The organism is Dyella sp. M7H15-1 (assembly GCF_004114615.1).
Taxonomy (GTDB): Bacteria; Pseudomonadota; Gammaproteobacteria; order Xanthomonadales; family Rhodanobacteraceae; genus Dyella_B.
Genome location: NZ_CP035300.1, coordinates 191,950 through 214,301, shown reverse-complemented (window position 1 = coordinate 214,301; position 22,352 = coordinate 191,950). Strand labels below are relative to the sequence as shown.

Annotated in this window: 21 protein-coding genes; 7 read left to right on the top strand and 14 right to left on the bottom strand. The window is 59.7% G+C overall.

All coding sequences use genetic code 11. The features are described from left to right. Nucleotides 1-75: 75 nt before the first annotated feature. A complete protein-coding gene (locus EO087_RS01160; RefSeq protein ID WP_128897265.1) occupies nt 76-960 on the bottom strand; it encodes a hypothetical protein in 885 nt (294 codons plus the stop codon). A 354-nt stretch (nt 961-1,314) separates the two neighbouring features. On the opposite strand from EO087_RS01160, the gene EO087_RS01155 reads away from it, so the two are divergent. Further along, nucleotides 1,315-3,531 carry an EAL domain-containing protein gene (locus EO087_RS01155; RefSeq protein WP_240669095.1) on the top strand — a complete coding sequence of 739 codons (2,217 nt, stop codon included), beginning with the start codon at nt 1,315-1,317 and terminating at the stop codon, nt 3,529-3,531. 4 nt (nt 3,532-3,535) lie between these two features. On the opposite strand, the gene EO087_RS01150 is transcribed toward EO087_RS01155, so the two are convergent. Next, nucleotides 3,536-4,429 (bottom strand): Hsp33 family molecular chaperone HslO, encoded by an 894-nt coding sequence (locus EO087_RS01150; protein ID WP_128897263.1) that lies wholly within the window; start codon nt 4,427-4,429, stop codon nt 3,536-3,538. A 149-nt stretch (nt 4,430-4,578) separates the two neighbouring features. Between EO087_RS01150 and mtgA the strand changes: the two genes are divergently transcribed. The 4 genes from mtgA to EO087_RS01130 all read left to right on the top strand — a co-directional run bounded on the left by mtgA (nt 4,579) and on the right by EO087_RS01130 (nt 8,472). Next, on the top strand, nt 4,579-5,325 hold the full coding sequence (gene mtgA / locus EO087_RS01145) for a monofunctional biosynthetic peptidoglycan transglycosylase (RefSeq protein ID WP_128897262.1): 747 nt from the start codon (nt 4,579-4,581) through the stop codon (nt 5,323-5,325). A gap of 67 nt (nt 5,326-5,392) precedes the next feature. Then, a complete protein-coding gene (locus EO087_RS01140) occupies nt 5,393-6,361 on the top strand; it encodes a glycosyltransferase family 2 protein (RefSeq protein WP_128897261.1) in 969 nt (322 codons plus the stop codon). A gap of 44 nt (nt 6,362-6,405) precedes the next feature. Then, entirely contained in the window at nt 6,406-6,834 is a 429-nt protein-coding gene (locus EO087_RS01135) for a CBS domain-containing protein (RefSeq protein WP_128897260.1), read from the top strand. A 315-nt stretch (nt 6,835-7,149) separates the two neighbouring features. After that, nucleotides 7,150-8,472, top strand: a complete 1,323-nt coding sequence (locus EO087_RS01130; RefSeq protein WP_128897259.1) for a serine hydrolase domain-containing protein — start codon at nt 7,150-7,152, stop codon at nt 8,470-8,472. Nucleotides 8,473-8,700: 228 nt separating this feature from the next. On the opposite strand, the gene EO087_RS01125 is transcribed toward EO087_RS01130, so the two are convergent. The 7 genes from EO087_RS01125 to EO087_RS01095 form a co-directional block, all read right to left on the bottom strand. Then, on the bottom strand, nt 8,701-9,948 hold the full coding sequence (locus tag EO087_RS01125) for a cysteine desulfurase (protein ID WP_128897258.1): 1,248 nt from the start codon (nt 9,946-9,948) through the stop codon (nt 8,701-8,703). Then, nucleotides 9,945-11,267 carry a Fe-S cluster assembly protein SufD gene (gene sufD, locus EO087_RS01120; RefSeq protein WP_128897257.1) on the bottom strand — a complete coding sequence of 441 codons (1,323 nt, stop codon included), beginning with the start codon at nt 11,265-11,267 and terminating at the stop codon, nt 9,945-9,947. The genes EO087_RS01125 and sufD overlap by 4 nt, the downstream gene beginning before the upstream one ends. Continuing rightward, nucleotides 11,264-12,037 (bottom strand): Fe-S cluster assembly ATPase SufC, encoded by a 774-nt coding sequence (gene sufC, locus EO087_RS01115; RefSeq protein WP_128897256.1) that lies wholly within the window; start codon nt 12,035-12,037, stop codon nt 11,264-11,266. The genes sufD and sufC overlap by 4 nt, the downstream gene beginning before the upstream one ends. Before the next feature lie 101 nt (nt 12,038-12,138). Beyond that, entirely contained in the window at nt 12,139-12,432 is a 294-nt protein-coding gene (locus EO087_RS01110) for a DUF2442 domain-containing protein (RefSeq protein WP_205744406.1), read from the bottom strand. Beyond that, nucleotides 12,429-12,689: a DUF4160 domain-containing protein gene (locus EO087_RS01105; RefSeq protein ID WP_128897254.1), complete on the bottom strand. Its 261-nt coding sequence runs from the start codon at nt 12,687-12,689 to the stop codon at nt 12,429-12,431. Before EO087_RS01105 ends, EO087_RS01110 begins: the two co-directional genes overlap by 4 nt. 2 nt (nt 12,690-12,691) lie before the next feature. Beyond that, nucleotides 12,692-14,173, bottom strand: coding sequence for a Fe-S cluster assembly protein SufB (gene sufB, locus EO087_RS01100; RefSeq protein ID WP_128897253.1), 1,482 nt, complete (start codon nt 14,171-14,173; stop codon nt 12,692-12,694). Continuing rightward, nucleotides 14,170-14,631, bottom strand: coding sequence for an SUF system Fe-S cluster assembly regulator (locus EO087_RS01095; protein WP_128897252.1), 462 nt, complete (start codon nt 14,629-14,631; stop codon nt 14,170-14,172). Before EO087_RS01095 ends, sufB begins: the two co-directional genes overlap by 4 nt. Before the next feature lie 223 nt (nt 14,632-14,854). On the opposite strand from EO087_RS01095, the gene EO087_RS01090 reads away from it, so the two are divergent. Together EO087_RS01090 and murU are read left to right on the top strand one after the other, a co-directional pair. Beyond that, nucleotides 14,855-15,868: a phosphotransferase gene (locus tag EO087_RS01090; protein ID WP_128897251.1), complete on the top strand. Its 1,014-nt coding sequence runs from the start codon at nt 14,855-14,857 to the stop codon at nt 15,866-15,868. Then, on the top strand, nt 15,865-16,557 hold the full coding sequence (gene murU, locus EO087_RS01085) for an N-acetylmuramate alpha-1-phosphate uridylyltransferase MurU (RefSeq protein ID WP_128897250.1): 693 nt from the start codon (nt 15,865-15,867) through the stop codon (nt 16,555-16,557). The genes EO087_RS01090 and murU overlap by 4 nt, the downstream gene beginning before the upstream one ends. Before the next feature lie 35 nt (nt 16,558-16,592). Here the strand turns inward: murU and secF are convergent, their stop codons facing one another. From secF to queA, 5 genes are all read right to left on the bottom strand, one after another. After that, nucleotides 16,593-17,558, bottom strand: a complete 966-nt coding sequence (gene secF / locus EO087_RS01080; protein ID WP_128897249.1) for a protein translocase subunit SecF — start codon at nt 17,556-17,558, stop codon at nt 16,593-16,595. A 13-nt stretch (nt 17,559-17,571) separates the two neighbouring features. After that, on the bottom strand, nt 17,572-19,464 hold the full coding sequence (secD, locus tag EO087_RS01075) for a protein translocase subunit SecD (protein ID WP_128897248.1): 1,893 nt from the start codon (nt 19,462-19,464) through the stop codon (nt 17,572-17,574). Between the two features lie 79 nt (nt 19,465-19,543). After that, nucleotides 19,544-19,873: a preprotein translocase subunit YajC gene (gene yajC / locus EO087_RS01070; RefSeq protein ID WP_128899756.1), complete on the bottom strand. Its 330-nt coding sequence runs from the start codon at nt 19,871-19,873 to the stop codon at nt 19,544-19,546. A gap of 153 nt (nt 19,874-20,026) precedes the next feature. After that, the gene (gene tgt / locus EO087_RS01065; RefSeq protein ID WP_205744459.1) at nt 20,027-21,142 is read right to left on the bottom strand and encodes a tRNA guanosine(34) transglycosylase Tgt; all 1,116 of its coding nucleotides are present in this window, start codon (nt 21,140-21,142) and stop codon (nt 20,027-20,029) included. Between the two features lie 90 nt (nt 21,143-21,232). Continuing rightward, the gene (gene queA / locus EO087_RS01060) at nt 21,233-22,267 is read right to left on the bottom strand and encodes a tRNA preQ1(34) S-adenosylmethionine ribosyltransferase-isomerase QueA (protein WP_128897246.1); all 1,035 of its coding nucleotides are present in this window, start codon (nt 22,265-22,267) and stop codon (nt 21,233-21,235) included. Nucleotides 22,268-22,352 lie beyond the last annotated feature (85 nt).

Genomic DNA, 22,352 nt, shown 5'->3' with positions numbered 1-22,352 from the left:
CGAAGGGGAGAGGAAGTAACCGTCTAAACCAAAACGCCTCCGAGCCGGAGGCGTTTTCACATGCGGAAAAGCAGATCAGAGATCCTGGTGATACTGCACGTAAGGCGTACGCGACTGATCCGGCTCAGCCGGGCCAATCGGCGTATTCGCGTTGCTGTTGCCACCGGAGGACCACAGGTTCTGCGCACCGAAACTCAACGAACCCTGCCACGGCAGGCGCCAGGTAACACCCAGGTCAATGCTGTTCCAACGACGATCCGCAGCGAAACTGCCTGGCAGGCCAAGGCCCGGCTCCGGCTGTATGGTGCGACCAATGATGCTGCCACTGATGGGACCATGGTCAATGCCGAAACTCAGCGCTTTCTGATCCAGCGTGCTCAAGCCCAACGCATTGCCCGGCAACAGGCGGATGCGGCCCATGCTCGCGCCAAGCAGCACGCTGCTGTTGCTGTTGAAGGCAAAACGGCCTCGCGCGTTCACCTGCATGCTGCTGTCGAAATCCGGCAAGCCGTTGACGCCTGTGACCGCACCCGGCAGTACGCGGGGCAACGGTGTGGTGGTAGGCATCTGGTCCTGTGCAACGCTCACGCCGAGACTGTAGCGACCCGCGTTATAGGTAGCGCCCACTTCCGTGCCGACAATGCGCGGTTGCGTCACCCAAGAGCGCTGCGTGACACCTGCCTGTGCGGTGACGTTCGGTGCAACCCCATACTGCAAGGTGCTAGAGCTTACTGTGCCGCCCGAGAGCGGATTCAGCGACAGGCTGGACGCGTTTTGAGCCCCGCCCGTCGGACCATTTGCCGACTGCACCAACATGGAACCTTGAGCAGTCTGACCTGTTTTTAACAAGGTCTGCTGTTGCAACCACACCGCATTACTAGCCTGATCAGCGCCCGTGGTCTGCCCTGCCGAGAGAAGCGGCACGCAGAGCAGCAGCAATGTCAGCAACAGTCGGCGCATAAGCATTTGAAATGGAAACAACGGACCTCACCCGACCCTTTCCGTGGGCGGACTCCCAAAAGTCATCATACCATATTTTACTTTTTACTAACACCTCGGACGAACAATTTTTCTGTGCATCATCCTGCGAAAACAACCAACTGAACAAGCACTTGCTGGCACGGCAGATGCTTAGGTCCGCACGCACCCCACTCTCGCAGACCTGAGCAATGGCAACATGACACAATCATCACGAGATATAGTCATTCCGTATACAGCGCATGGACCTGCTCACTGGTCATGAGTTCAGTGCCTGACAACCCCAATCTCCCACCCACAACCCCAGGAACTATCCCGGCGGAGCTGCGTGACACCATGGAGCGGCTCTTTCAGGCAGTGGATGCGGATAGCGTACTGAACACCTGCCGGACTGCCTTGGACCATCTTGGCATCCACGGCGAACTCTACTGGATAGCTCCGGACGTCGAAAAACCGGCCGTGCCCGGCAAGTTGTGCCTAACCAATGATCCGCAGAGCCTGCAAACCCTGGTCTTCAGCGGTGACTTGGCCCTGCTGAACGACATCGCCAGCGCAGAGTTAAGCTGGCTGGGCCGGCTCGCCGGCACTCGCCTGCGCCAATTGAGCGAAACAGGTCGGCTTTACGAAGCTATTTCCCGCCTGGCCATGGCCGAGCGCCTGCAACGGTCCTTGTATGCCATCGCCGAGCTGGCTGGCACCGCGCACAATATGGTCGAGATGATGCGGTCCCTGCACGCCATCGTCGGCATGCTGATGTATGCGGAAAACTTCTACATCGCCCTGCTCGACGAAAGCGCGGAGAACATTACTTTCCCCTATTCGATCGACGAGATCGAAACCGCACGCGTCCCACGCCGTATCGGCAATGGCGCCACCGAATACGTACTCAAGCACGGCAAACCGCTGCTGGCCGATCGCCACACCTTCGAACATCTCGCCACTACCGGCGATTGCCTGGAGGTCGGGGCCAAATCCGTGTGCTGGCTCGGCGTGCCACTCGTGTGGGACGACAAGGTCATGGGCGTCCTCGCTGTGCAGAGTTATTCACCCAAGCATATCTACGACACACGCGACCAGGAGCTGCTCACATTCGTGAGCTACCACATCGCCAATGCCTTGCAACGCAAGCAGACCAGCGAATCGTTGAAACAAGCTTATGTCAACCTGGAACGACGCGTTACCGAGCGCACGCGCGCGCTGGCGCTGGCCAATCGCGATCTGCGTGAACAGATTGCCGAGCGCGAACGCGTCGAACGCAGGCTGATGTACGCAACCCTGCACGATTCGCTGACCGGCTTGCCCAACCGTACTCTGCTGCTACAACGCCTAGGCCAGGCGTTGCAGGCTTACCACGCCGATTCGAACAAACTGTTCGCGGTACTGTTCATCGACCTTGACCGCTTCAAAGTCATCAACGACTCGGTGGGTCACCTGATCGGTGACGATCTACTGTTCCAGGCAGGCAGCCGCATCCGTGCCTGCCTGAAAACCCGCGACCTGGTGGCACGTCTGGGCGGTGACGAATTCGCCGTGCTGCTGGAAGGCATCAACAACACCCGCAAGGCGAACGTGATTGCCGAGCGGATCATTGCCAAACTGCATGTACCTTTCCGTTTAGGTGTCAAGGAAATTTTCACCTCGGCTTCGATCGGTATCGCCTTGCCTGGCGCGCATTACCAGCAACCCGAAGAATTGCTGCGCGACGCCGATGCCGCGATGTATCGCGCCAAGGACGAAGGTCGTCATCGTGCCGCGCTATTCGATGATCGCCTGCGCCGGGAAGTACTGTCGCTGCTGGAAATGGAAGGTGACCTGCGGCGCGCGTTGAACCGCCACGAATTCGTGCCGTTCTACCAACCGATTGTTTGCCTGGATGACCGCCGTACGGTCGGTTACGAAGCGCTGCTGCGCTGGCGCCACCCTGATCGCGGCCTGCTGTGTCCGGGTGATTTCCTGGCCGTTGCCGAGGAAAATGGCAGCGCGGAAAACATCGATTGGCAGATCTTCGAGCAAGTGGCTTCGCAGGCGAGCATGCTCGCCGGTAGCGATGGTTTTGTGAGCCTCAATGTATCTGGCCGGCACTTTCGTCTGCTCGATCTCGATGAGCGCCTGCTCACCCTGCTGCGCACGTATCACGTGAATCCACGTTCGCTGCGTATTGAAGTAACCGAACGCACGCTACTGGAAAATCCGGCGCAGGTGAAACGCATTCTCAACAACCTGCGCCGGCACGGCGTGAGCATTGCCCTGGATGATTTCGGTACCGGCTATTCATCACTGAGCTATCTGCACCAATACCCGATCGAAACGCTAAAGATCGATCGCATCTTCATTACCGAACTGGCCAAAGCGGGCAGCCACAGCCTGCCCGTAGTGCGCGCCATCCAGGTGCTGGCCGACTCGCTGCAGATGCAGGTGATTGCTGAAGGTATCGAGGAGGAGGCCCAACAGCACGCGCTGCAGCAGATCGGTTGCCGCTACGGCCAAGGCTTCCTGTTTGCCCGACCACAGACGGCAGAAGTGTGGCTGGGGAACGTCAGCACTGTCGGCTGACGACTTACTGCACGGTGACGCTGGTCGCGTTGCCGCCACTCAGCAAATGTTGCGCATCCACGCGATCGAAAGTGTAGCTGCGCGCGCAAAATTCGCATGTCACCTCGATGATGCCATGCTGTGCCTCCAGCGTTGCTTCGATTTCCTCGCGCCCCAACGAACGCAACATGGATTCCACGCGCTCCCGCGAGCAACTGCAACCGAACGCCAGCGGGCGCGGCTGGAACAATCGCACTGTTTCTTCATGATAGAGACGATAAAGCAACTCTTCCGGTGGCGTGGCGAGCAACTCCTCGCTGCCTAGCGTGGCCGTGAGGTGCTCGATGCGGAGCCACGCATCCTCATCCTGGACTGCATCGCGTCCACCTTCGCCAGGCAGCTTCTGCAGCATCAGGCCTACCGCGTGTTGATCGTTGGCGGCCAACACAATGCGCGCTGGCAACTGCTCTGATTGCTGGAAGTAGTTCTCCAGCGCGGCGGCCAACTCGGGATGATGGAGATCGACCAGGCCCTGATAGCGCTGGCCGCGCTCGGCATGACCGATGGTGATGGCCATGATTGCTTCGGGCATGTCACTCAACACCAAGGCTTTTGGCAGCGCATCATTCCAGCGCGCCAGCCCACGCAAACGCCCTGTATCGGAGCATTCAGCGAACAATAGCCGCAGGGCACCCGTGCTCTTCAACTCGATGGACAGAGCCCCTTCGAGCTTGATATTGCCCGTAAGCAGCGCGCTCGCCGCCAGCGATTGGCCCAGCAGATCCCGCAACGGTGTGGGATAGTCCATCCGACTGGCCACCTCGCGCCAAGCCGACCCGAGGCGCACGATCACGCCCCGAACGCCGGCGCACTCAAGCAAAAAACGATGGAGCACATCCTCGACAAGCACGGTTTCCACGTGAGGCACCTCTTAAACACTCAAGGGGCGATAGATGGGGACTCGCCCTGCGGCGAACAATAGCCCATTCATCATGCCCTCTTAATAATCCGCCGGGCTTTAAGGCAGCGCTGCCTTAAATGCTCTGATCCATTCCATCGTGGTGAGCCATGCTGCATCCTCCTCCAATCCGCCGACTGCTACGTTATGCCGGCCTCGTGATCCTGTCATGGGTCGCACTGAGCTGGTTTATCGTGCTGGTGCTACGTTTCGTGCCGCCCTGGACATCGGCGATGATGATGGAACGCCAGCTCGACGCCCTGATCCACGGCGAGAAGGATTTCCACCTGCAGCACCACTGGGTGCCCTGGTCGCGCGTCTCGCCATGGGTGCCGATGGCAATGGTGGCCGGCGAGGACCAGAAATTCCCGTTCCACCACGGCTTCGACTTCGACTCCATCCAGAACGCCATCGATGCCGCGGATGACGGCAAACGCCTCCGCGGCGCCAGCACGATCAGCCAGCAGACTGCCAAGAACTTGTTCCTGTGGAACGGCCGCAGCTTCGCACGCAAGGGGCTGGAGGCGTACTTCACTGTACTGCTGGAAATCACTTGGCCGAAACGCCGCATCTTGGAGGTATATATGAACATTGCCCAGCTCGGTGATGGCATCTACGGAGTGGGTGCGGCCAGCGATGCCTTCTTCCGCACGTCACCCGCGCAGCTTGGCCCCGCCCAGGCCGCTCGTCTCGCCGCCGTGCTGCCCAATCCGGATCGCTTCCGCGTAGACCACCCCAGCTCCTACGTCATGGAACGCAGCCACTGGATCGAGCAGCAGATGGACCAACTTGGCGGCCCAGCCTACCTGCAAGGCACCCAAGCACCACGCGATACCGAACGTTCCCAGCGGCACTGACGCACCACGGCTCGCCGTGATGCATGCACTTCGTTAGCATTTCGGCGCCACCTTCCGGATTCCATGCATGCTGCGACTTACCGTTGTCGTTCCCGCCTATAACGAATCGGCCGTCCTCACGGCATTTCACGAACGCCTGCTCAAGGTGCTGGACCCGCTTCCGCTGCATAGCGATGTCTTGTATGTCGACGACGGCAGTCGTGACGACACCTGGCCGATCATGCAATCGCTGGCCACGGCTGATCCGCGCGTCGGCGCGCTCAAGCTGTCACGGAACTTTGGCAAGGAGGCGGCTCTGACGGCAGGGCTCGATCATGTGGATGCCGATGCAGCGGTGATCATCGACGCCGACTTGCAAGATCCGCCCGAACTGATTCCGCAACTGGTTGAACAATGGCAAGCAGGTTACGACGTGGTTTATGCCACGCGTAGCGCTCGTGCCGGGGAAACCGGCTTCAAGCGTTTCACTGCGGCAGCGTTCTATCGCACCATGGAAGTGATGTCGGATGTTGCCGTACCGCGTGATACAGGCGATTTTCGCCTGCTTTCGCGTCGCGCCCTCGGCGCATTGTCACAATTGCGTGAGCGGCAACGGTTCATGAAGGGACTGTTCGCCTGGATCGGCTATCGACAGACCTCGGTCAAGTATTTGCGCGATCCGCGCCTGGCCGGCAAGACGAAATGGAACTATTCGCACCTCAGCCAGCTCGCCATAGAAGGCATCACCTCGTTTTCCAGCGCGCCACTGAAGCTGGCCACGTGGACAGGTCTGGCGGCAGCGCTACTAGCCTTTCTGCTCGGCTTGAAAGTACTAATCAAAGCATTGCTGCATGGTGATCCAGTTCCCGGTTACCCAAGCCTGATGGTGGTGGTGCTTTTCCTGGGTGGCATCCAGTTGCTGGCGCTTGGCGTTATCGGCGAATACCTCGGTCGCAACTACGCCGAGAGCAAGCAGCGGCCGCTGTACTTCATTGAAGAGGAACATCTTCCAGCCGCCCAGGGCGCCATTCACACCAACGCCACGCAGCGGCGCTAAACTGTCTCCCTGTGGCCAGACTGCGGCCGCTCGGGAGGTTTGGCATGCGTCAGGTCAAGCATTTGCTGGCTACAAAAGGCAGTGACATTTTCGCTATTGCGCCAGAAGCACCCGTACTGGAAGCGATCAAACACATGGCCGAACGATGTGTTGGCGCATTGCTGGTGATGCGTGGCGAGCAACTGGTAGGCATTGTTTCCGAACGCGATTACGCGCGAAAGGTGATCCTGCAGGGACGCTCGTCCGCGCAGACCGCCGTATCCGAGATCATGAGCAGCCCGGTGCTCACCGTGGAGCCTGAGACGGACGTGTTCGATTGCATGCGTATGTGCACCGACAGCCGCGTCCGCCATCTGCCAGTGGTCCATGGCAACCGCGTGCTGGGCGTGATTTCAATCGGCGACCTGGTCAAGGAAGTGATCAGCGCGCAGGCCGAGCAGATCGACCAATTGCAGCGCTACATCACCAGCTAAGCGGCGAAAAGGGAACCTGAGGTATTAGGCAAGCTAGGCAAGGCTCTCGTCCCCCGCCCCCGATTGCCTGTTTTCCAGTTCCAGCGCCAGATCGGGCGAGGTGGCAGATTTGCGTGCCACCTAGGTCGCGAGCGCGTATGCCCCGGCACCCACAAGGGCAATGCTGGTCAAGCCGACACCGAGCTTGTCTAGGCCATTAGCGTTGTGGCCCTGTGCGAAGTGCAGGACAATCACCATTCACTCCCATGGAAACCTCATTAAGGCAACGTTGAATAAGTATCACCGTCGTCATGGCCCCATAGTACCCGGAGTAGCATGCCGTTTCGTAAGCTCCCTTTGTTGATCGCAGGCGCACTCGGCATCACTGCCTCACTGGTCGCAACATCAGTGGTCCATGCTGCCACCGCGGACGGAGAGCCCGTGCCGATTGCTCATCCGGCACAGCACGACGCCACCGATCTGAACGCCGCGAGCATTCCCCCAGAACGCATCAAGGCCACGCTCGACGCCTATTCGCAGTGGCTGGATGTGGTGACGCAACGCAACAAAGTAGCGGGTATGGCCACAGCCGTCGTGATCGATAACAAGGTCGCGTTTGAGCGCGAGATCGGTTACGCCGATGCCAACACGCAGGAGCCGGTAACGGCCGATACCGTGTTTCGTCTGGCATCGCTCTCAAAAGCCTTTGCCACGGCGGTAACCGGGCTACTGATCGACGACGGGCGTTTCAGTTGGGATACCAAACTCACCGACGCGCTGCCGTTTTTCCAATTGAGGGATGCGGAAGCCTCCAACGAAGCCACGGTCAAGGACATCCTGGGACAGCGCTTGGGATTGCCACACAATACCTACGATGCATTGCTGGAGGACAACGTCCCTTATGAGGAACTGGTGCGCAAGCTTGATGAAGTCTCGCTTACTTGCAATGTGGGCGAATGCTATGGCTACCAGAACGTTGCCTTCAGTCTGATTGGCGACCTCATCTACGCCGAGACCGGCGACTTCTTCTATCACCAGGTGGACAAGCGCCTATTCTTTCCCCTGGGCATGGCGTCGGCCAGCTATGGGCGCGACGCGCTGGAGGGCAGCAAGAGCTGGGCGCGTCCACATCGTCCTAAGGGTGTGCACGCCTGGGAGTCCTTCGATCCCAAGGAAGCCTATTACCGCGTGGCACCGGCCGCTGGCGTCAACGCCAGCCTGCATGACATGGAACAATGGCTGATCGCGCAGATGGGTGGACGTCCCGACATACTGCCGCAACCACTTCTGGATTATCTGCATGCACCCGGCATACCGACACCGACCGAAATACGCGCAACGCCCTGGCGCCGTGCCCGCCTGACGTCGGCAAGTTACGGACTCGGCTGGCGTGTCTTCACCTATGCCGGTGAAACCATGATCTTTCACGCCGGTGAAGTGGAAGGTTATCGCACGATGATCGCCTTCCTCCCAAAGTATCGCCTAGGCATGGTATCGATGTGGAACTCACCCGGTTCGGTTGGCACCGATCTCATGCCAATGGTGTTCGACAGCATGCTGGGTTTGCCACATATCGACTGGGCCGGCGTGGATAGCGACCCGTCCCCGGGCAACGCAGCGTCGGTCAAGCCGTACCATAAACATCGTCATCACGACTGACCCTCGCCGCGACGCACATCAGCACAAGAACGCCAACCCAGCGCCCGACCGGATAGGGCGCTAGGCTTCCCTAGCCGCCTGCAGCTTCCTTCAGACGCCTCCTCGCGGAGGATTCCCTTGCTGTTCGGCTAGACCCTTCCCTTGCCAGGTGGGTTCCGGACTTTTACTGGTTAGTCGTCCCTCTCGCCACCACAGCGAGACACACCGTGATGGTTACGTAAGCGCTTCTTACATCAAAAGCTTGCGCACCTTGAGCAAGGCAGCGATAAAAGCATCGATTTCCTCGTGCGTGTTGTAAAACGCGAGTGAAGCACGCAACGTGGCGGGTACGCCGTAGTACTGCATCAGCGGATGCGCGCAGTGATGGCCCGAACGTACGGCGATACCTTCCAGATCCAGCAAGGTCGCCATGTCGGTCGCTTGTGCGCCATCGATCAGGAAGGAGATGACCGGCTCTTTCTCCGCCGCCTCGCCAAAGATGCGAAGACCCGGAATTTCGCACAGGCGCTCGATGGCGTAGGTCAGCAATTCATGTTCCCAGGCTCGGATGGCTTCAAAACCTATCGATTGCACATAATCGATAGCTGCGCCCACGCCTGAAAAACCGGCGATATTCGGCGTGCCTGCTTCGAACTTGTGCGGCGGTTCGGCAAAAGTACTGCCGTCAAAACGCACTTCGCGGATCATCTCGCCACCACCGAAGAAAGGTGGCATGGATTGCAGATGCTCACGCTTCGCCCATAGGGCACCGGTGCCGGTCGGCGCCAGCATCTTGTGGCCGGTGATGGCGTAGAAGTCGCAACCCAGTGCCTGCACGTCGACCGGGCGATGCGGCATGGCCTGCGACCCATCTACCAACAGCGGGATGCCACGGCGGCGGCATTCGCGGGCAATCTCCCGCACTGGGTTCACCGTGCCCAGCACATTGGACACATGCGCCACACAGGCCAGCTTCACTTCCGGCGTCAGCAACTCGAAGTACTTCTCCAGGATCAGCTCGCCACGCTCATCGATCGGGGCCGGCTTGACCTTGCCACCGCTGCGCGCAGCCACAAGCTGCCATGGCACGATGTTGGCGTGATGCTCCATCACCGTAGTGACGATCGCATCGCCCGGCTGCAGGCGCGGTAGCGCGTAACTGTAGGCCACCAGGTTGATCGACTGGGTGGTGCCAGAGGTCAGCACCACGTCATTGCGCGAACTGGCGTTCATGAATGCCGCCAGTTTGTCGCGCGCGCTTTCGTAAGCAGCCGTCGCTTCCTCACCAAGCTGGTGCACGGCACGCGCCACGTTCGCGTTGTGTTCGCGATAGTGACGATCGACCGCTTCGATCACCTGCGCCGGCTTCTGGCTGGTATTGGCGTTATCGAAATACACCAGCGGTTTGCCGTGCACCGTGCGCGCCAACAGCGGAAAATCTGCGCGCACGCGCTGCACATCAAAATCGACAGAGGGATGGCTGGGCTTGGCGTTCATGATGAAAAGGGTAGATGCGCGAGCAGCGCTTCGGAGAAATGATCGCGCAGGGTTTCGTTCGGCAGGGACGCGAACACCACACGACAGAACGCCGCCGTGAGCAAGGCACGCGCCTCGGCGTGTGGCAAGCCACGCGAGCGCAGGTAGAACAAAGCGCGTTCATCGAGCTGGCCGACGGTGGCGCCGTGCGCTGCTTTCACTTCATCGGCATAGATTTCCAGTTCCGGCTTGGTGTCAATCTCGGCCAGCGAGGACAGCAGCAGATTCTTGTTGCTGAGACGGGCATCGCTGCCATCAGCGCCTTCAGCCACCACGATCGCACCTCGGAACACGCCGCGCGAACGCTCGTCGGCCACGCCACGCCAGGTGGATTCGGAGGCCGTATTCAGTGCCTGATGGCGAATCGAAAGCTGCGTATCAATGTGCTGGCGTCCACGCAATACGAATACCCCACACGTGTCCAAGCGTGCTTCGTCACCGCGCAATTCAACGTGCAGGTCATGGCGAACCAGGCCGCCGCCAAGTTCCAGCACATGCAAGGTGGCCTGCGACCTGGCTCCCAGATGCATGCTAGCGTGCCGGATCAGCGTGCTTTCTTCGGCCGCGTTCTGCAGCAACGCATGCTGCAGGATGGCGCCGTTCTGCAACACGATATCGCTGACCAGCGTTCCTAGATGCTTGTGCGGCGTAGTGTGGAGATGATGCTCGACCAGATCGATCTTGGCGCCCTCGCCCAGCTCGATCACGTTGCGCGCATGCCAGGCCAGATCACCCTGCGCCGCCGCACCGACGAAGCAGAGCTGCAAGGGCTTGTTGATCCGCACACCAGCAGCCACCCGCAACACCACGCCGTCGCCCGCAAGCGCCGCGTTGAGGCGGGCAAACGTATCGCCGGTTTCGTGGTAATGGCGGCTGAGTGCGAAGCGCAGCGGCTCGGGGTCTTGATCCAGCACGTGCGAAAGCGGCTGCAAGGTCAAGCCAGCGGGCAGCGTCTCGAGTCGCGACAAATCCGCCCGGAACACACCATTGACGAATACCAGCCGGGGATCTTCGATACCGGGCAGGATCAGCGTATGCGGATCAACGGCATGCATGGCCGCTGCCGGATCACCCAGGGCAAAGCGCCGCTGGCCGAGCGCACGCAGCGCCGTGTACCTCCATGCTTCCGAACGCGTGTCGGGTAAACCGGCTGCGACGAAGGCTTCGAGATTTTCACGGCGCGCCGCATCCAGCCACGCACGCCCACTGCCAGGCAAGCGCAGGCTACCGGCATCGCGCAAGCCGTCGATAAAGGGTACGGAGGCCGGCGACTGGCTCATGCACGCGCCTCGGATGCCAAAGCCGGATCGCGGTCGGCAACCCAGGCATAACCGTGTTCTTCCAGCTTCAACGCCAATGTCTTGTCGCCGCTTTCCACAATGCGGCCATCCGCCAGCACGTGCACGAAATCCGGTTCTATGTAATCCAACAGACGCTGGTAGTGGGTAATGACCAGGAAGGCGCGGTCCGGCGAGCGCAGCGCGTTCACACCCTGAGCCACCTGTTTGAGCGCGTCGATGTCGAGGCCGGAATCGGTCTCATCGAGAATGGCGAGCTTGGGTTCGAGCACCGCCATCTGGAAGATCTCGTTGCGCTTCTTTTCCCCGCCCGAGAAACCTTCGTTGACGGCGCGGTGCAGCAGCTCATCGGAGATCTGCATGATTTTCAACTTTTCACGCACCAGCTTCAGGAATTGCATGGAGTCGAGTTCCGGCTCCCCACGCTGCTTGCGCTGGGCGTTGAGTGCGGCACGCAGGAAGTAGGTATTGTTCACACCGGGAATTTCCACCGGATACTGGAAGGCCAGGAACACCCCGACAGCGGCGCGCTCTTCCGGCTCCAGCGCCAGCAGATCGCGGCCCTCGAAGGTCACCGAGCCTTCGGTGACTTCATAGCCATCGCGCCCGGATAGCACATTGCCAAGCGTCGACTTGCCGGCGCCGTTCGGGCCCATGATGGCATGCACCTCGCCTGGGTTCACGCTGAGCGTGAGCCCCTTGAGGATGTCCTTGCCCTCGACGCGGGCGTGCAGGTTTTCGATCTTCAGCATAAAAGTGGTTCCGTAATCGGCCGATCAGGCCGGAATGTTTTCGCCCGCCAGCAGGTCAAGCATCGGGCGGCGTGCTTTGGGACCAAAAGAACTTCCCGTGATCAACTAAACAATCCATCTGGTAAAAGCACGCATCCGCCGCGCGCCTTTATGACCGCATGCAGCGCATCCGGAGCAAGATCGATCTCACCAGGCCAGGCCACTGCACCAAACTCGATATGAACGGCATCAAATACTGCTTGATCTCGCAAGGAAGCAAAGACGCCGGCTGACTCGCTTTCCACCAGAGCGGCCATATCGAGGACGCCACATGTGCCGTCATGGAAACGCACGTCCACCCGGTATCCCGGCATCGCCGCCACCGCTACAACCCGCCATGGCACATTACCGTTCAATCCAGCGGCTCGATCGGATGTGGAGACTTGCGTGCTGCACATAGGTCCCAGTCCTCTTGCAATTCGGCGCGATGCATTGCAGCCCATTCGAGTACAAAGGCCATTGCACGACGAGGTAGCCCGCCATCCATGATTTCCAATGTACGGATATCGATCAAAACTTCCGCCTCACCGTAAATGGCATGGAAATGCGGTGGAGCATGATCAGCGAAGTACATCTTTATCAAGATGCCGTAAAAACTGCTGATTGTCGGCATGCTTAGCCCACCGCTCCTTCCAGCGAGATTTCCAGCAACTTCTTCGCCTCCACCGCAAACTCCATCGGCAATTCGCGGAATACCTGCTTACAGAAACCGTCCACGATCATCGACACTGCGTCTTCTTCGCCGATGCCACGCGAACGGCAGTAGAAGAGCTGGTCGTCGGAGATCTTCGAGGTAGTGGCTTCGTGTTCGACGATGGCGCTGGGGTTCTTCACTTCCATATACGGGAACGTGTGCGCACCGCACTTCTTGCCGATCAGCAGTGAGTCGCACTGGGTGTAGTTGCGCGCGCCTTCGGCGCCCTTCTCCACTTTCACCAAGCCGCGATAGCTGTTGGAACTCTTGCCGGCGCTGATGCCCTTGGACACAATCTTGGACTTGGTGCCTTTGCCGATATGGATCATCTTGGTGCCGGTGTCAGCCTGTTGACGATGATGCGTGAGCGCCACCGAGTAGAATTCGCCCACCGACCGGTCGCCGCGCAGCACGCAGCTCGGATACTTCCAGGTAATGGCCGAACCGGTTTCCACCTGGGTCCAGGAAATCTTGGAATCGTCGCCGCGGCAATCGCCGCGCTTGGTGACGAAATTGTAGATGCCGCCACGACCTTCTTCGTCGCCCGGGTACCAGTTCTGCACGGTCGAGTACTTGATGTTGGCCTTTTCCAGAGCGACCAGTTCCACCACGGCAGCATGCAACTGGTTCTCGTCGCGCATCGGCGCGGTGCAGCCTTCGAGGTAGGACACATAGGCGCCCTCTTCCACGATGATCAAGGTGCGCTCGAACTGGCCGGTGTGGCCGGCGTTGATGCGGAAATAGGTGGACAGCTCCATCGGGCAGCGCACACCTTTGGGAATGAACACGAAGGAGCCATCGGAGAACACCGCCGAGTTCAATGCGGCGAAGTAGTTGTCACCGACCGGCACCACGCTGCCGAGGTATGTCTTCACCAGCCCCGGATGCTCCTTGATCGCTTCGCTCATCGAGCAGAAGATCACACCGGCTTCGGCCAATTCCTTGCGGAAGGTGGTGCCGACGGACACAGAATCGAATACCGCGTCCACCGCCACACCCGCTAGCTTGGCGCGCTCATGCAGCGGCACGCCGAGCTTGTCGTAGGTTTCCAACAGCTTGGGATCGACTTCATCCAGCGACTTCGGCCGATTCTTCGGCGAGGCGTAGTAACTGATGGCCTGGAAGTCGATCGGGCCGATGTTGAGCTTGGCCCAATGCGGCGTCGGCATGGTCAGCCAATGACGATAGGCTTTCAGGCGCCACTCGATCATCCACTCGGGCTCGCCTTTCAGTGCGGAAAGCTGGCGCACCATATCTTCGGACAAGCCCGGCGGCAGGCTGTCGGTTTCGATATCCGTAACAAAGCCGGCTTCGTAGCGGCGGCCCAGCGCGGCGGCAACTTCGGCGTTGTCGCGCAACGTGGTGGAGCTATCCGTGTCGATCGTCGTGCTTTCAATAGTCATGGTGCGGTCCTGCCTTTCAAATCGGTAAGCGCCACGGTGGCGACCGTGGTGTGCGCAGCGGGGCCCAGCATGTCGGCCAAACTCATCGTGCGCAGCGCGTTATCCAGTACGTTGTTGATGCGTTGCCAACTTCCACGTACGCCACATTGCGATTCGCGTTCGCAATGGCCGTCGCTCATGCTGCACTCAGTCATCCCTAGCGGCCCCTCCATCGCCTCCACGATCTCGGCGACGCTGATTTTTTCGGCCGAGCGTGCCAGGCGGTAACCGCCGTTGACGCCACGAAAGGAATCGACCAATCCAGCATGCCCCAGCGACTTCAGCAGCTTGCTGACGGTAGGCAATTCCAGATGGGTTTCTTCAGCAATCTGCGCGGTGCTGAGAACGTCGGCAGGGTGCGCGGCGATGCAGGTCATCACCACGGTGGCGTAATCCGTCAGTCGGCTGACACGGAACATGGGGAGGCACCGCCTTAATTCAGACTAAAATGGTACAGATTAGGCTGACCGGGGTCAATGCAAAGGCATGACCCGCGATTTGAATTTGCACCATCTTGGAAAATTACATGCATCAAATTGATCGCCGTCGTCTCAATGCAAGCCGGAACGACGATGAGGCGGGACTTGAGTGAACAGCGCGGACTGGCACTAAGCTATTCATGTGCCCACCTCGAACGCCCACATGCAAAGCATCAACGACCGCACCTCCACCCGTCTCGCCTGGACGCGAGCCAGCCTCCGCAATTCCTCTCTCACCCTGGAACCCGCCTCCTCCGACGCGAGTTTTCGCAGCTACTGGCGCACCCACCACGATGGCCGTAGCTGGATCGTGATGGATTCCCCGCCTGCACAGGAAGATCCGCGTCCGTGGCTGTCCATCGGTGAACAGCTCGCCGCGGCGGGCCTGCATGTGCCGGCGGTCTACGACAAGGATCTCCAACAAGGCTTCCTGCTGATCGAGGATTTGGGCTCGCGCCTGTACCTCCCCGCCTTGAACGACGCCACGGCAGATGCGCTCTACGGCGATGCGATGAGCGCCTTGCTACGCATGCAAAGCCGAATGGACCACCACGGCCTGCCGCCCTTCGATCGCGACCTGATGATTCGCGGACTGGAGCTCATGCCAGAGTGGTTCCTGGACCGGCATCTTGGGCACAAGCCAGATGGCGGCGAGCGGAAGGTACTGGAAGCGGCATTCGACGTGATCATTCGCAACGCGCAGGAGCAACCGCGTTGTTTCGTGCATCGCGATTACCACAGCCGCAATCTGTTGATCGTCGATCACCATTCACCCGGCATCATTGATTTCCAGGGTGCTCTGGCTGGGCCCATCACCTACGATCTTGCTTCACTATTGCGCGATGGCTACATCGCCTGGCCGCGCGAACGCGTCGAGACCTGGGTTGACGGGTACCGGCACACGTTGATCGACACGAGATTGATCGGCGCGGAGATCGATCAAAAACAATTCCTGCGTTGGTTCGACCTGACCGGCCTGCACCGACATGTACGCGTACTCGGTCAGTTCTATCGGCTGTGGTATCGCGATGGCAAACGGGGGTACCTCGCCGATGTGCCACGCGTCTATCACTATGTGGTTTCTGTTGCTCGCAGCTATCCGGAACTGGCCGATTTCGTTGCATTGATTGAACGCCACGCGACAGGCCGCGATCTAGCCAAAGTGTCAAACGCATGAGGCACGCACTGATTTTCGCCGCTGGATTGGGCGAGCGCATGCGCCCGTTGACCGATCACACGCCAAAACCGCTGCTGGAGGTTCAGGGCAAACCACTGATCGTGTGGCATCTGGAAAAGCTCGCGGCGATCGGTGTGCACTACGTAGTGATCAACACCTCGCACCTGGCTGATCAGTTTCCCGACGCACTCGGCAACGGCTCACGCTGGGGCTTGCGTATTCGTTACGCCTACGAAGGGCCCACGCCACTGGAAACCGGCGGCGGCATGCTCAATGCCCTACCCTTATTGGGACCGGAACCGTTTATCGTCGTAAGTGGCGATGTGTGGACGGATGCGGATCTGGGCGCGCTGCCGGCAGAACCTACGGGCGTGGCACATTTGCTGCTGGTAGATAACCCGCCGCACCATCCCCGGGGCGATTTCGCGCTGGACCAGCATGGCGTACTGCACATCGAGGGCACGCCACGGATGACATACAGCGGCATCGGTGTATATCGCCGAGAGTTCCTGGATGGATGGCAGTCGCTGGCCGACTACCTTCCGGATCCGAACGACAAGCCGCCACGTTTCAAGATCAGGCCACTACTGGAAGCTGCAATGGCGCGAAACGCAGTAACCGGAAGCCGCCATCCTGGTCGCTGGACCGATGTCGGCACGCCCGAGCGACTGACTTCGCTCAATCCTTGATGGATGGCGCACCCGAAGCCCATGAGGAATCCTTATTACGGACGGCGTGCCAACTCCGGATTCTCCTTGGTCACTGGCATCAGATCCTTCTTCGACACACCCAGCCATAGCAGGATCGGGCTGGCGACAAAGATCGAGGATAGCGTACCGACCAGGATGCCGATCAGCATGGTGATCGCGAAACCGTGCACCGACGGGCCGCCGAAGAAATAGAGCGCGGCCATCGCAATACTCGTGAACAGCGAGGTGATGATGGTTCGCGACAGCGTGCTGTTGATCGAGCGATTGAGGATCTCTTCCGCATCACCCTTGCGCGAGGAGCGGAACAGTTCGCGGATACGATCGAACACCACCACTTTGTCGTTGATCGAATAGCCGATCACTGCCAACACGGAAGCGAGCACGGTGAGATCGAACTCGCGCTGCACCAGCGAAATGACACCCAGCGTCACCAACACGTCGTGCGCTTCCGTCAACAACGCAGCGATAGCGAACCGACGCTCGAAGCGCACCCACAGATACAGACCGATAAAAATGATGACGAAAATCGCCGCGGTCACGCCATCGCTGCGCAACTGTTCACCAACCTGCGGGCCAACGTAATTTTTGCTGGCGATCTTGGCATCAGAACGCGTGGCTTGCAGCGCCTTGGCGACATCGTTGGAAATCAGGTCGAGGTTGGGTGAGCTACCTTCCTGCAGCGTGTAGTGCTTGTCGTCCTTGGGCTGAAAACGGATCGACACCTGACGGGTGCCGCCCACACTTTGCACCGTGGCGTTCTCGATGCCGCCCTTGTCCAGGGCGCTACGCACATCCTCCACCGAGATGGGGTTGTCGTAGGTGGCCTCGACCTGGACGCCCCCGGTGAAATCCAGTCCGTAGTTCAAGCTGCGCGTGGCGAGCAGCGCAATCGAGGCAAGCATCAGCAGGATGGCGATGCCGATGCTGACCTTGCGCAGGCCGAGGAAGTGAACGTTGCTGTTGTGGCTGAAAATTTCCATGGGCGACTCCGAATTACACCGACAGCGTCTTGAGCTTGCGCCCGTGATGGATCAGCGCAGTGATCGCGTGCGTGACCGTGACCGAGGTGAACATCGAAGTCAGAATACCGATCAGCAGCGTGACGCCGAAGCCCTTGATCGGGCCCGAACCCATCGTGGTCAACGCCAGCGCGGCGATGAGGTGGGTAACGTTGGCGTCGAGAATGGTCGCCCAGGCTTTCTCGTAGCCGGCGCGGATCGCTGCCAGCGGCGTGGAGCCGTTGCGCAGTTCCTCGCGCACGCGCTCGCAGATCAACACATTGGCGTCGATCGCCATACCCAGGGTCAGCACGATACCAGCGATGCCCGGCATGGTCAGGGTCACGCCGATTGCCGACATCACCGCCACCAGGATCACCAGGTTGAAGAACAGCGCGACGTCCGCCACCAGACCGAACAGCTTGTAGTAGATCGCAGCAGCCAGCAGCACCAGGCTCAGGCCCAGTAGCACAGCCTTCAGGCCCTTGGCGATATTGTCCTGACCAAGGCTTGGGCCGATCACGCCTTCCTGCACGATATCCATCGATGCGGCCAGCGAACCACCCTTGAGCAACAGGGCCAGCTCGGAAGCTTCCTTGGCGCTGCCCAGGCCGGTGGTCTGGAACTTGTTGCTGAAAACACCGTTGATAGTGGCGTAGTTGATCACCTGATAGGTGGTCTTCGGTGTGCGCACTTCCTTGCCATCGACGATCTTGGTGTCGGTGGTGCGCTCCACGTACACCACCGCCATCGGCTTGCCAACGTTGTCACGGGTGAAGTCGAGCATCTTCGCTGCACCGGCCGAATTCAGTGTTACATTCACGCTCGGCGAACCGTTTTGCGAATCGTTACCGGACGAAGCATCCACCAGCTCATCACCCGTGGCGATGATGTTCTTGCTGACCAGGAAAGGCGCGCCTTGACGGTTGTAATAGAGATGTGCATCCGGTGGGATATTGCCGGTCTTCACCGCATCCTGCACGGCAGGGTCGCGTGCATCGCCCAGGCCGGCCACATATTCCAGTGTGGCGGTAGCGCCGATCACTTTCTTCGCTTCGGCCGGATCTTGCACACCCGCCAGCTCCACTGAGATATGGTCCTCGCCCTGGGCCTGAATCACTGGCTCGGACACGCCCAGCGCATTGATACGGTTGCTCAACGTGGCAAGGTTCTGGCGGATGGCGCTGGTCGACAGCTCGTGCAGCTTGTTCGGCTTGATCACCGCATTGAGCACGAAACGGTTGCCGGTGCTGGCGCCGTCCGTCACGTTGAGATCGGTGTATTCGGTGGCGATCGCATCGCTGGCGGCGGAACGATCCACCGAGGAATTCAACACGATATTCACGCCATTGCCGCGAGTGGGACCACGCGCCACCGAGATAAACGGAATCTTCTTGTCCTTGAGCAGCGCGGCGATGTCTTGCGTGTAGCGAATTTCCTGCTTGTCGACCACATCATTTTGATCGACCGCCATCAGGAAACGCACACCGCCTTGCAGGTCCAAGCCCAGCGGCATCGGGCGACCACCTATCGCACTCAACCATCCCGGCACGGTCGACTGCAAGTTGAACGCGGCGGTGTAGTCATCGCCCAGCACTGGCTTCAGCGCATCGGCCGCGACCTTTTGCTGATCCTGGTTGGCGAAACCGACCAGGATGGAATCACCACGGCTGACATCGTGCTTGATGTTCGCATCAAGGTAAGGAATTTTGGCAGCCTGCAAGGCGGCCATGACCTTCTGCTGCAAGCCCTGGTCCACCGGGGCATTATGGTTAGCCGAAACCTGCACTGCGGGCTTTGGCAGATACAGATTGGGCAGTGCATACAAGGTGCCCAGCACCAGTACGACAGCCACCAAAAAGTATCTCCAGCGTGGGAAATCACTCATGCCTGGTATCCATAAATGCCGCGGCACCAGGCCGCGGATAGCGTGAATTAAAAAGAAACCGATCCGCGCTGCGCGGCGGTCAGGACGACTTCAGCGTGCCCTTGGGCAACACCTGCTGCACCGCACTCTTCTGCAGCTTGATCTTCACGTTCGGCGCGATCTCCACGGTGATGAAGGTCTCGCCCACATCGTCGACCCGGCCAGCGATGCCTCCGTTGGTGACCACTTCGTCCCCCTTGGCCAGACTGGACACCAACTGGCGATGTTCCTTCTGCCGCTTCATCTGCGGGCGGATCATCATGAAATACATCAGGCCGAACAGCACGATCATCATGATCAGCATGGAGAGGCTACCGCCAGCGGCACCCGGCGCTGCCTGCGCCAGCACGAAATTCGTCGAAAGGCTCATCATCTTGTTCCGTAAGTTATGGTCGCAGCAGGAGTTTTTGCCACGTACCCAATAAAAGACCTTGAATTATGCCATGAGTGACAGCGGTTTGTGGCCGGGCGCTCCGGGTAGGCATGGAGGGGCTGGCTGGAACGGACGGGCACGGGGCTCGCCCTACGACACGTGATGTTGCCGCCGGGCATAAAACTCGGCAGCGAAATCCTCCAATACCCCTGCTGCGATCGCCTGGCGTAAGCCCGTCATCAGTCGCTGGTAGTGATGCAGATTGTGGATGGTGGCGAGTTGGCTGCCGAGGATTTCGTTGCAGCGATCCAAATGGCGTAGGTAGGCGCGACTGAAGCCATGGCTGCAGGTATAGCATTCGCAGCCTTCTTCGATCACCCGCGTATCGTCGGCGAACTTGGCATTGCGGATGCGCAGCGTGCCTTGGGCGGTAAACAGGAACCCATTGCGCGCATTGCGGGTCGGCATCACACAATCGAACATGTCGATGCCGCGTCGCACGGCCTCGACGATATCTTCCGGGCGCCCCACCCCCATCAAGTAACGCGGACGATCCCGCGGCAGTAGCGGCAGGGTAAAATCCAGCGTGTGATTACGCTCGGCTTCCGGCTCACCCACGGCCAGGCCACCTACCGCATAGCCATCGAACCCGATCCGCACCAGGCACTCGGCCGAACGACGACGCAGGTTTTCATAGACGCTGCCCTGCACGATGCCGAACAAAGCATTGGGATTTTTCAAATCGTCAAACGCACGGCGCGAGCGCTCGGCCCAGCACAGGCTCAGCTCCATCGATTCGGATGCCACTTTTTCGGTAGCCGGATACGGCGTGCACTCGTCGAAAATCATAGCGATATCCGAATCCAGTGCCGTCTGGATCCGCATCGATTCTTCCGGCGATAAAAACACCTTGGAACCGTCCACTGGCGAGGCAAAGGTGACGCCCTGCTCGGTGATCTTGCGCTTGTGCGCCAGCGAAAAAACCTGAAAACCGCCGGAGTCGGTCAGGATGGGTTTGTTCCAGCCGATAAAGCGATGCAACCCGCCGAACTCGCCGACGATGTCTAGACCCGGCCGCAGAAACAGATGGAAGGTATTGCCGAGGATGATCTCGGCGCCCACGTCGAGCAGGTCGCGCGGGGTCATGGCCTTGACCGAGCCGTAGGTGCCCACAGGCATGAAAGCCGGGGTTTCCACGGTGCCGCGGTCAAAGGTAAGTCGTCCGCGACGCGCGGCGCCGTCGGTAGTGAGAAGGTCGAAATGCATGGACATGAAAGGAATGGCTGCGTAAGTCGGGGTGAAAACCCCAACATTGTGGTCCGTGAGAGATGGCGACGTTGGAGTTTGCACTCCAACCTACGTGGCGCCCTGCGGAAAAATCAGCATTGCGTCGCCATACGAAAAGAAACGATATCGCTGCTTCACCGCATGCTCATAAGCCCCAAGGATGTACTCCCGCCCCGCAAGCGCGGACACCAACATCAGCAAGGTCGATTGGGGTAAATGGAAATTGGTGATCAACCCATCGATGCTGGTAATGCGATACCCAGGAAAAATAAAGATCTGCGTTTCCCCAGCAAATGGACGCAACACGCTATCCACGGTCGCGCTTTCCAGTGCACGCACCACCGTGGTGCCCACGGCAATCACGCGACCACCCGCCCGGCGCGTGCGGTGAATCTGATCGACCAATCCAGCGCCGACATTGAGCCACTCGCGATGCATCTGGTGATGTGCCAGATCATCCGTACGCACAGGCTGAAAGGTACCCGCGCCGACATGCAAGGTTACATAGCCAAAGTGCACACCCTTGTCGCGTATCTGGGTCAGCAAGCCTTCATCGAAATGCAGGCCGGCCGTGGGTGCGGCGACAGCCCCAGGCTCACGCGCATAAACGGTCTGGTACCGCTCCAGGTCGCTGGCATCGGCATGCCGCGAGATATACGGCGGCAACGGCATCTCGCCCAACCTCATCAGCAGGCGCTCCAAAGGCTCGGGTGATTCAAAACGCAAGCGAAAAAAACTCTCCTCACGCCCCTGCACGGTAGCCTGGCTACCATCCGCCAGAATGATCGCCGTACCTGGCCGCGGCTTTTTGCTCACGCCTAGCTGCACGATCGCGTCATGCGTACCCGTGACACGCTCGATCAAGATCTCCACCGCCCCGCCACTGGGCTTGTGGCCATACAGGCGCGCTGGCAGCACCCGGGTGTCGTTGAAAACCAGCAGATCATTCTTGCGCAGGAACGATGGCAACTCGCGAAACATCCGGTCCTGCCAGGTACGCACCGGCACATCCAGCAGCAACAGCCGGCTAGCGCTGCGCTGGGGCAGTGGAGATTGCGCAATCAGCTCGGTTGGCAGGTCGAAGTTGAAGTCGGACTTTTTCACATCGGCGATTCTGGGTGACAGCGAGGCATTATCCCGCAAGGCACTCCGCGTGTCCCTGCCTGGGCAGACGCCCACGTTGAACTCA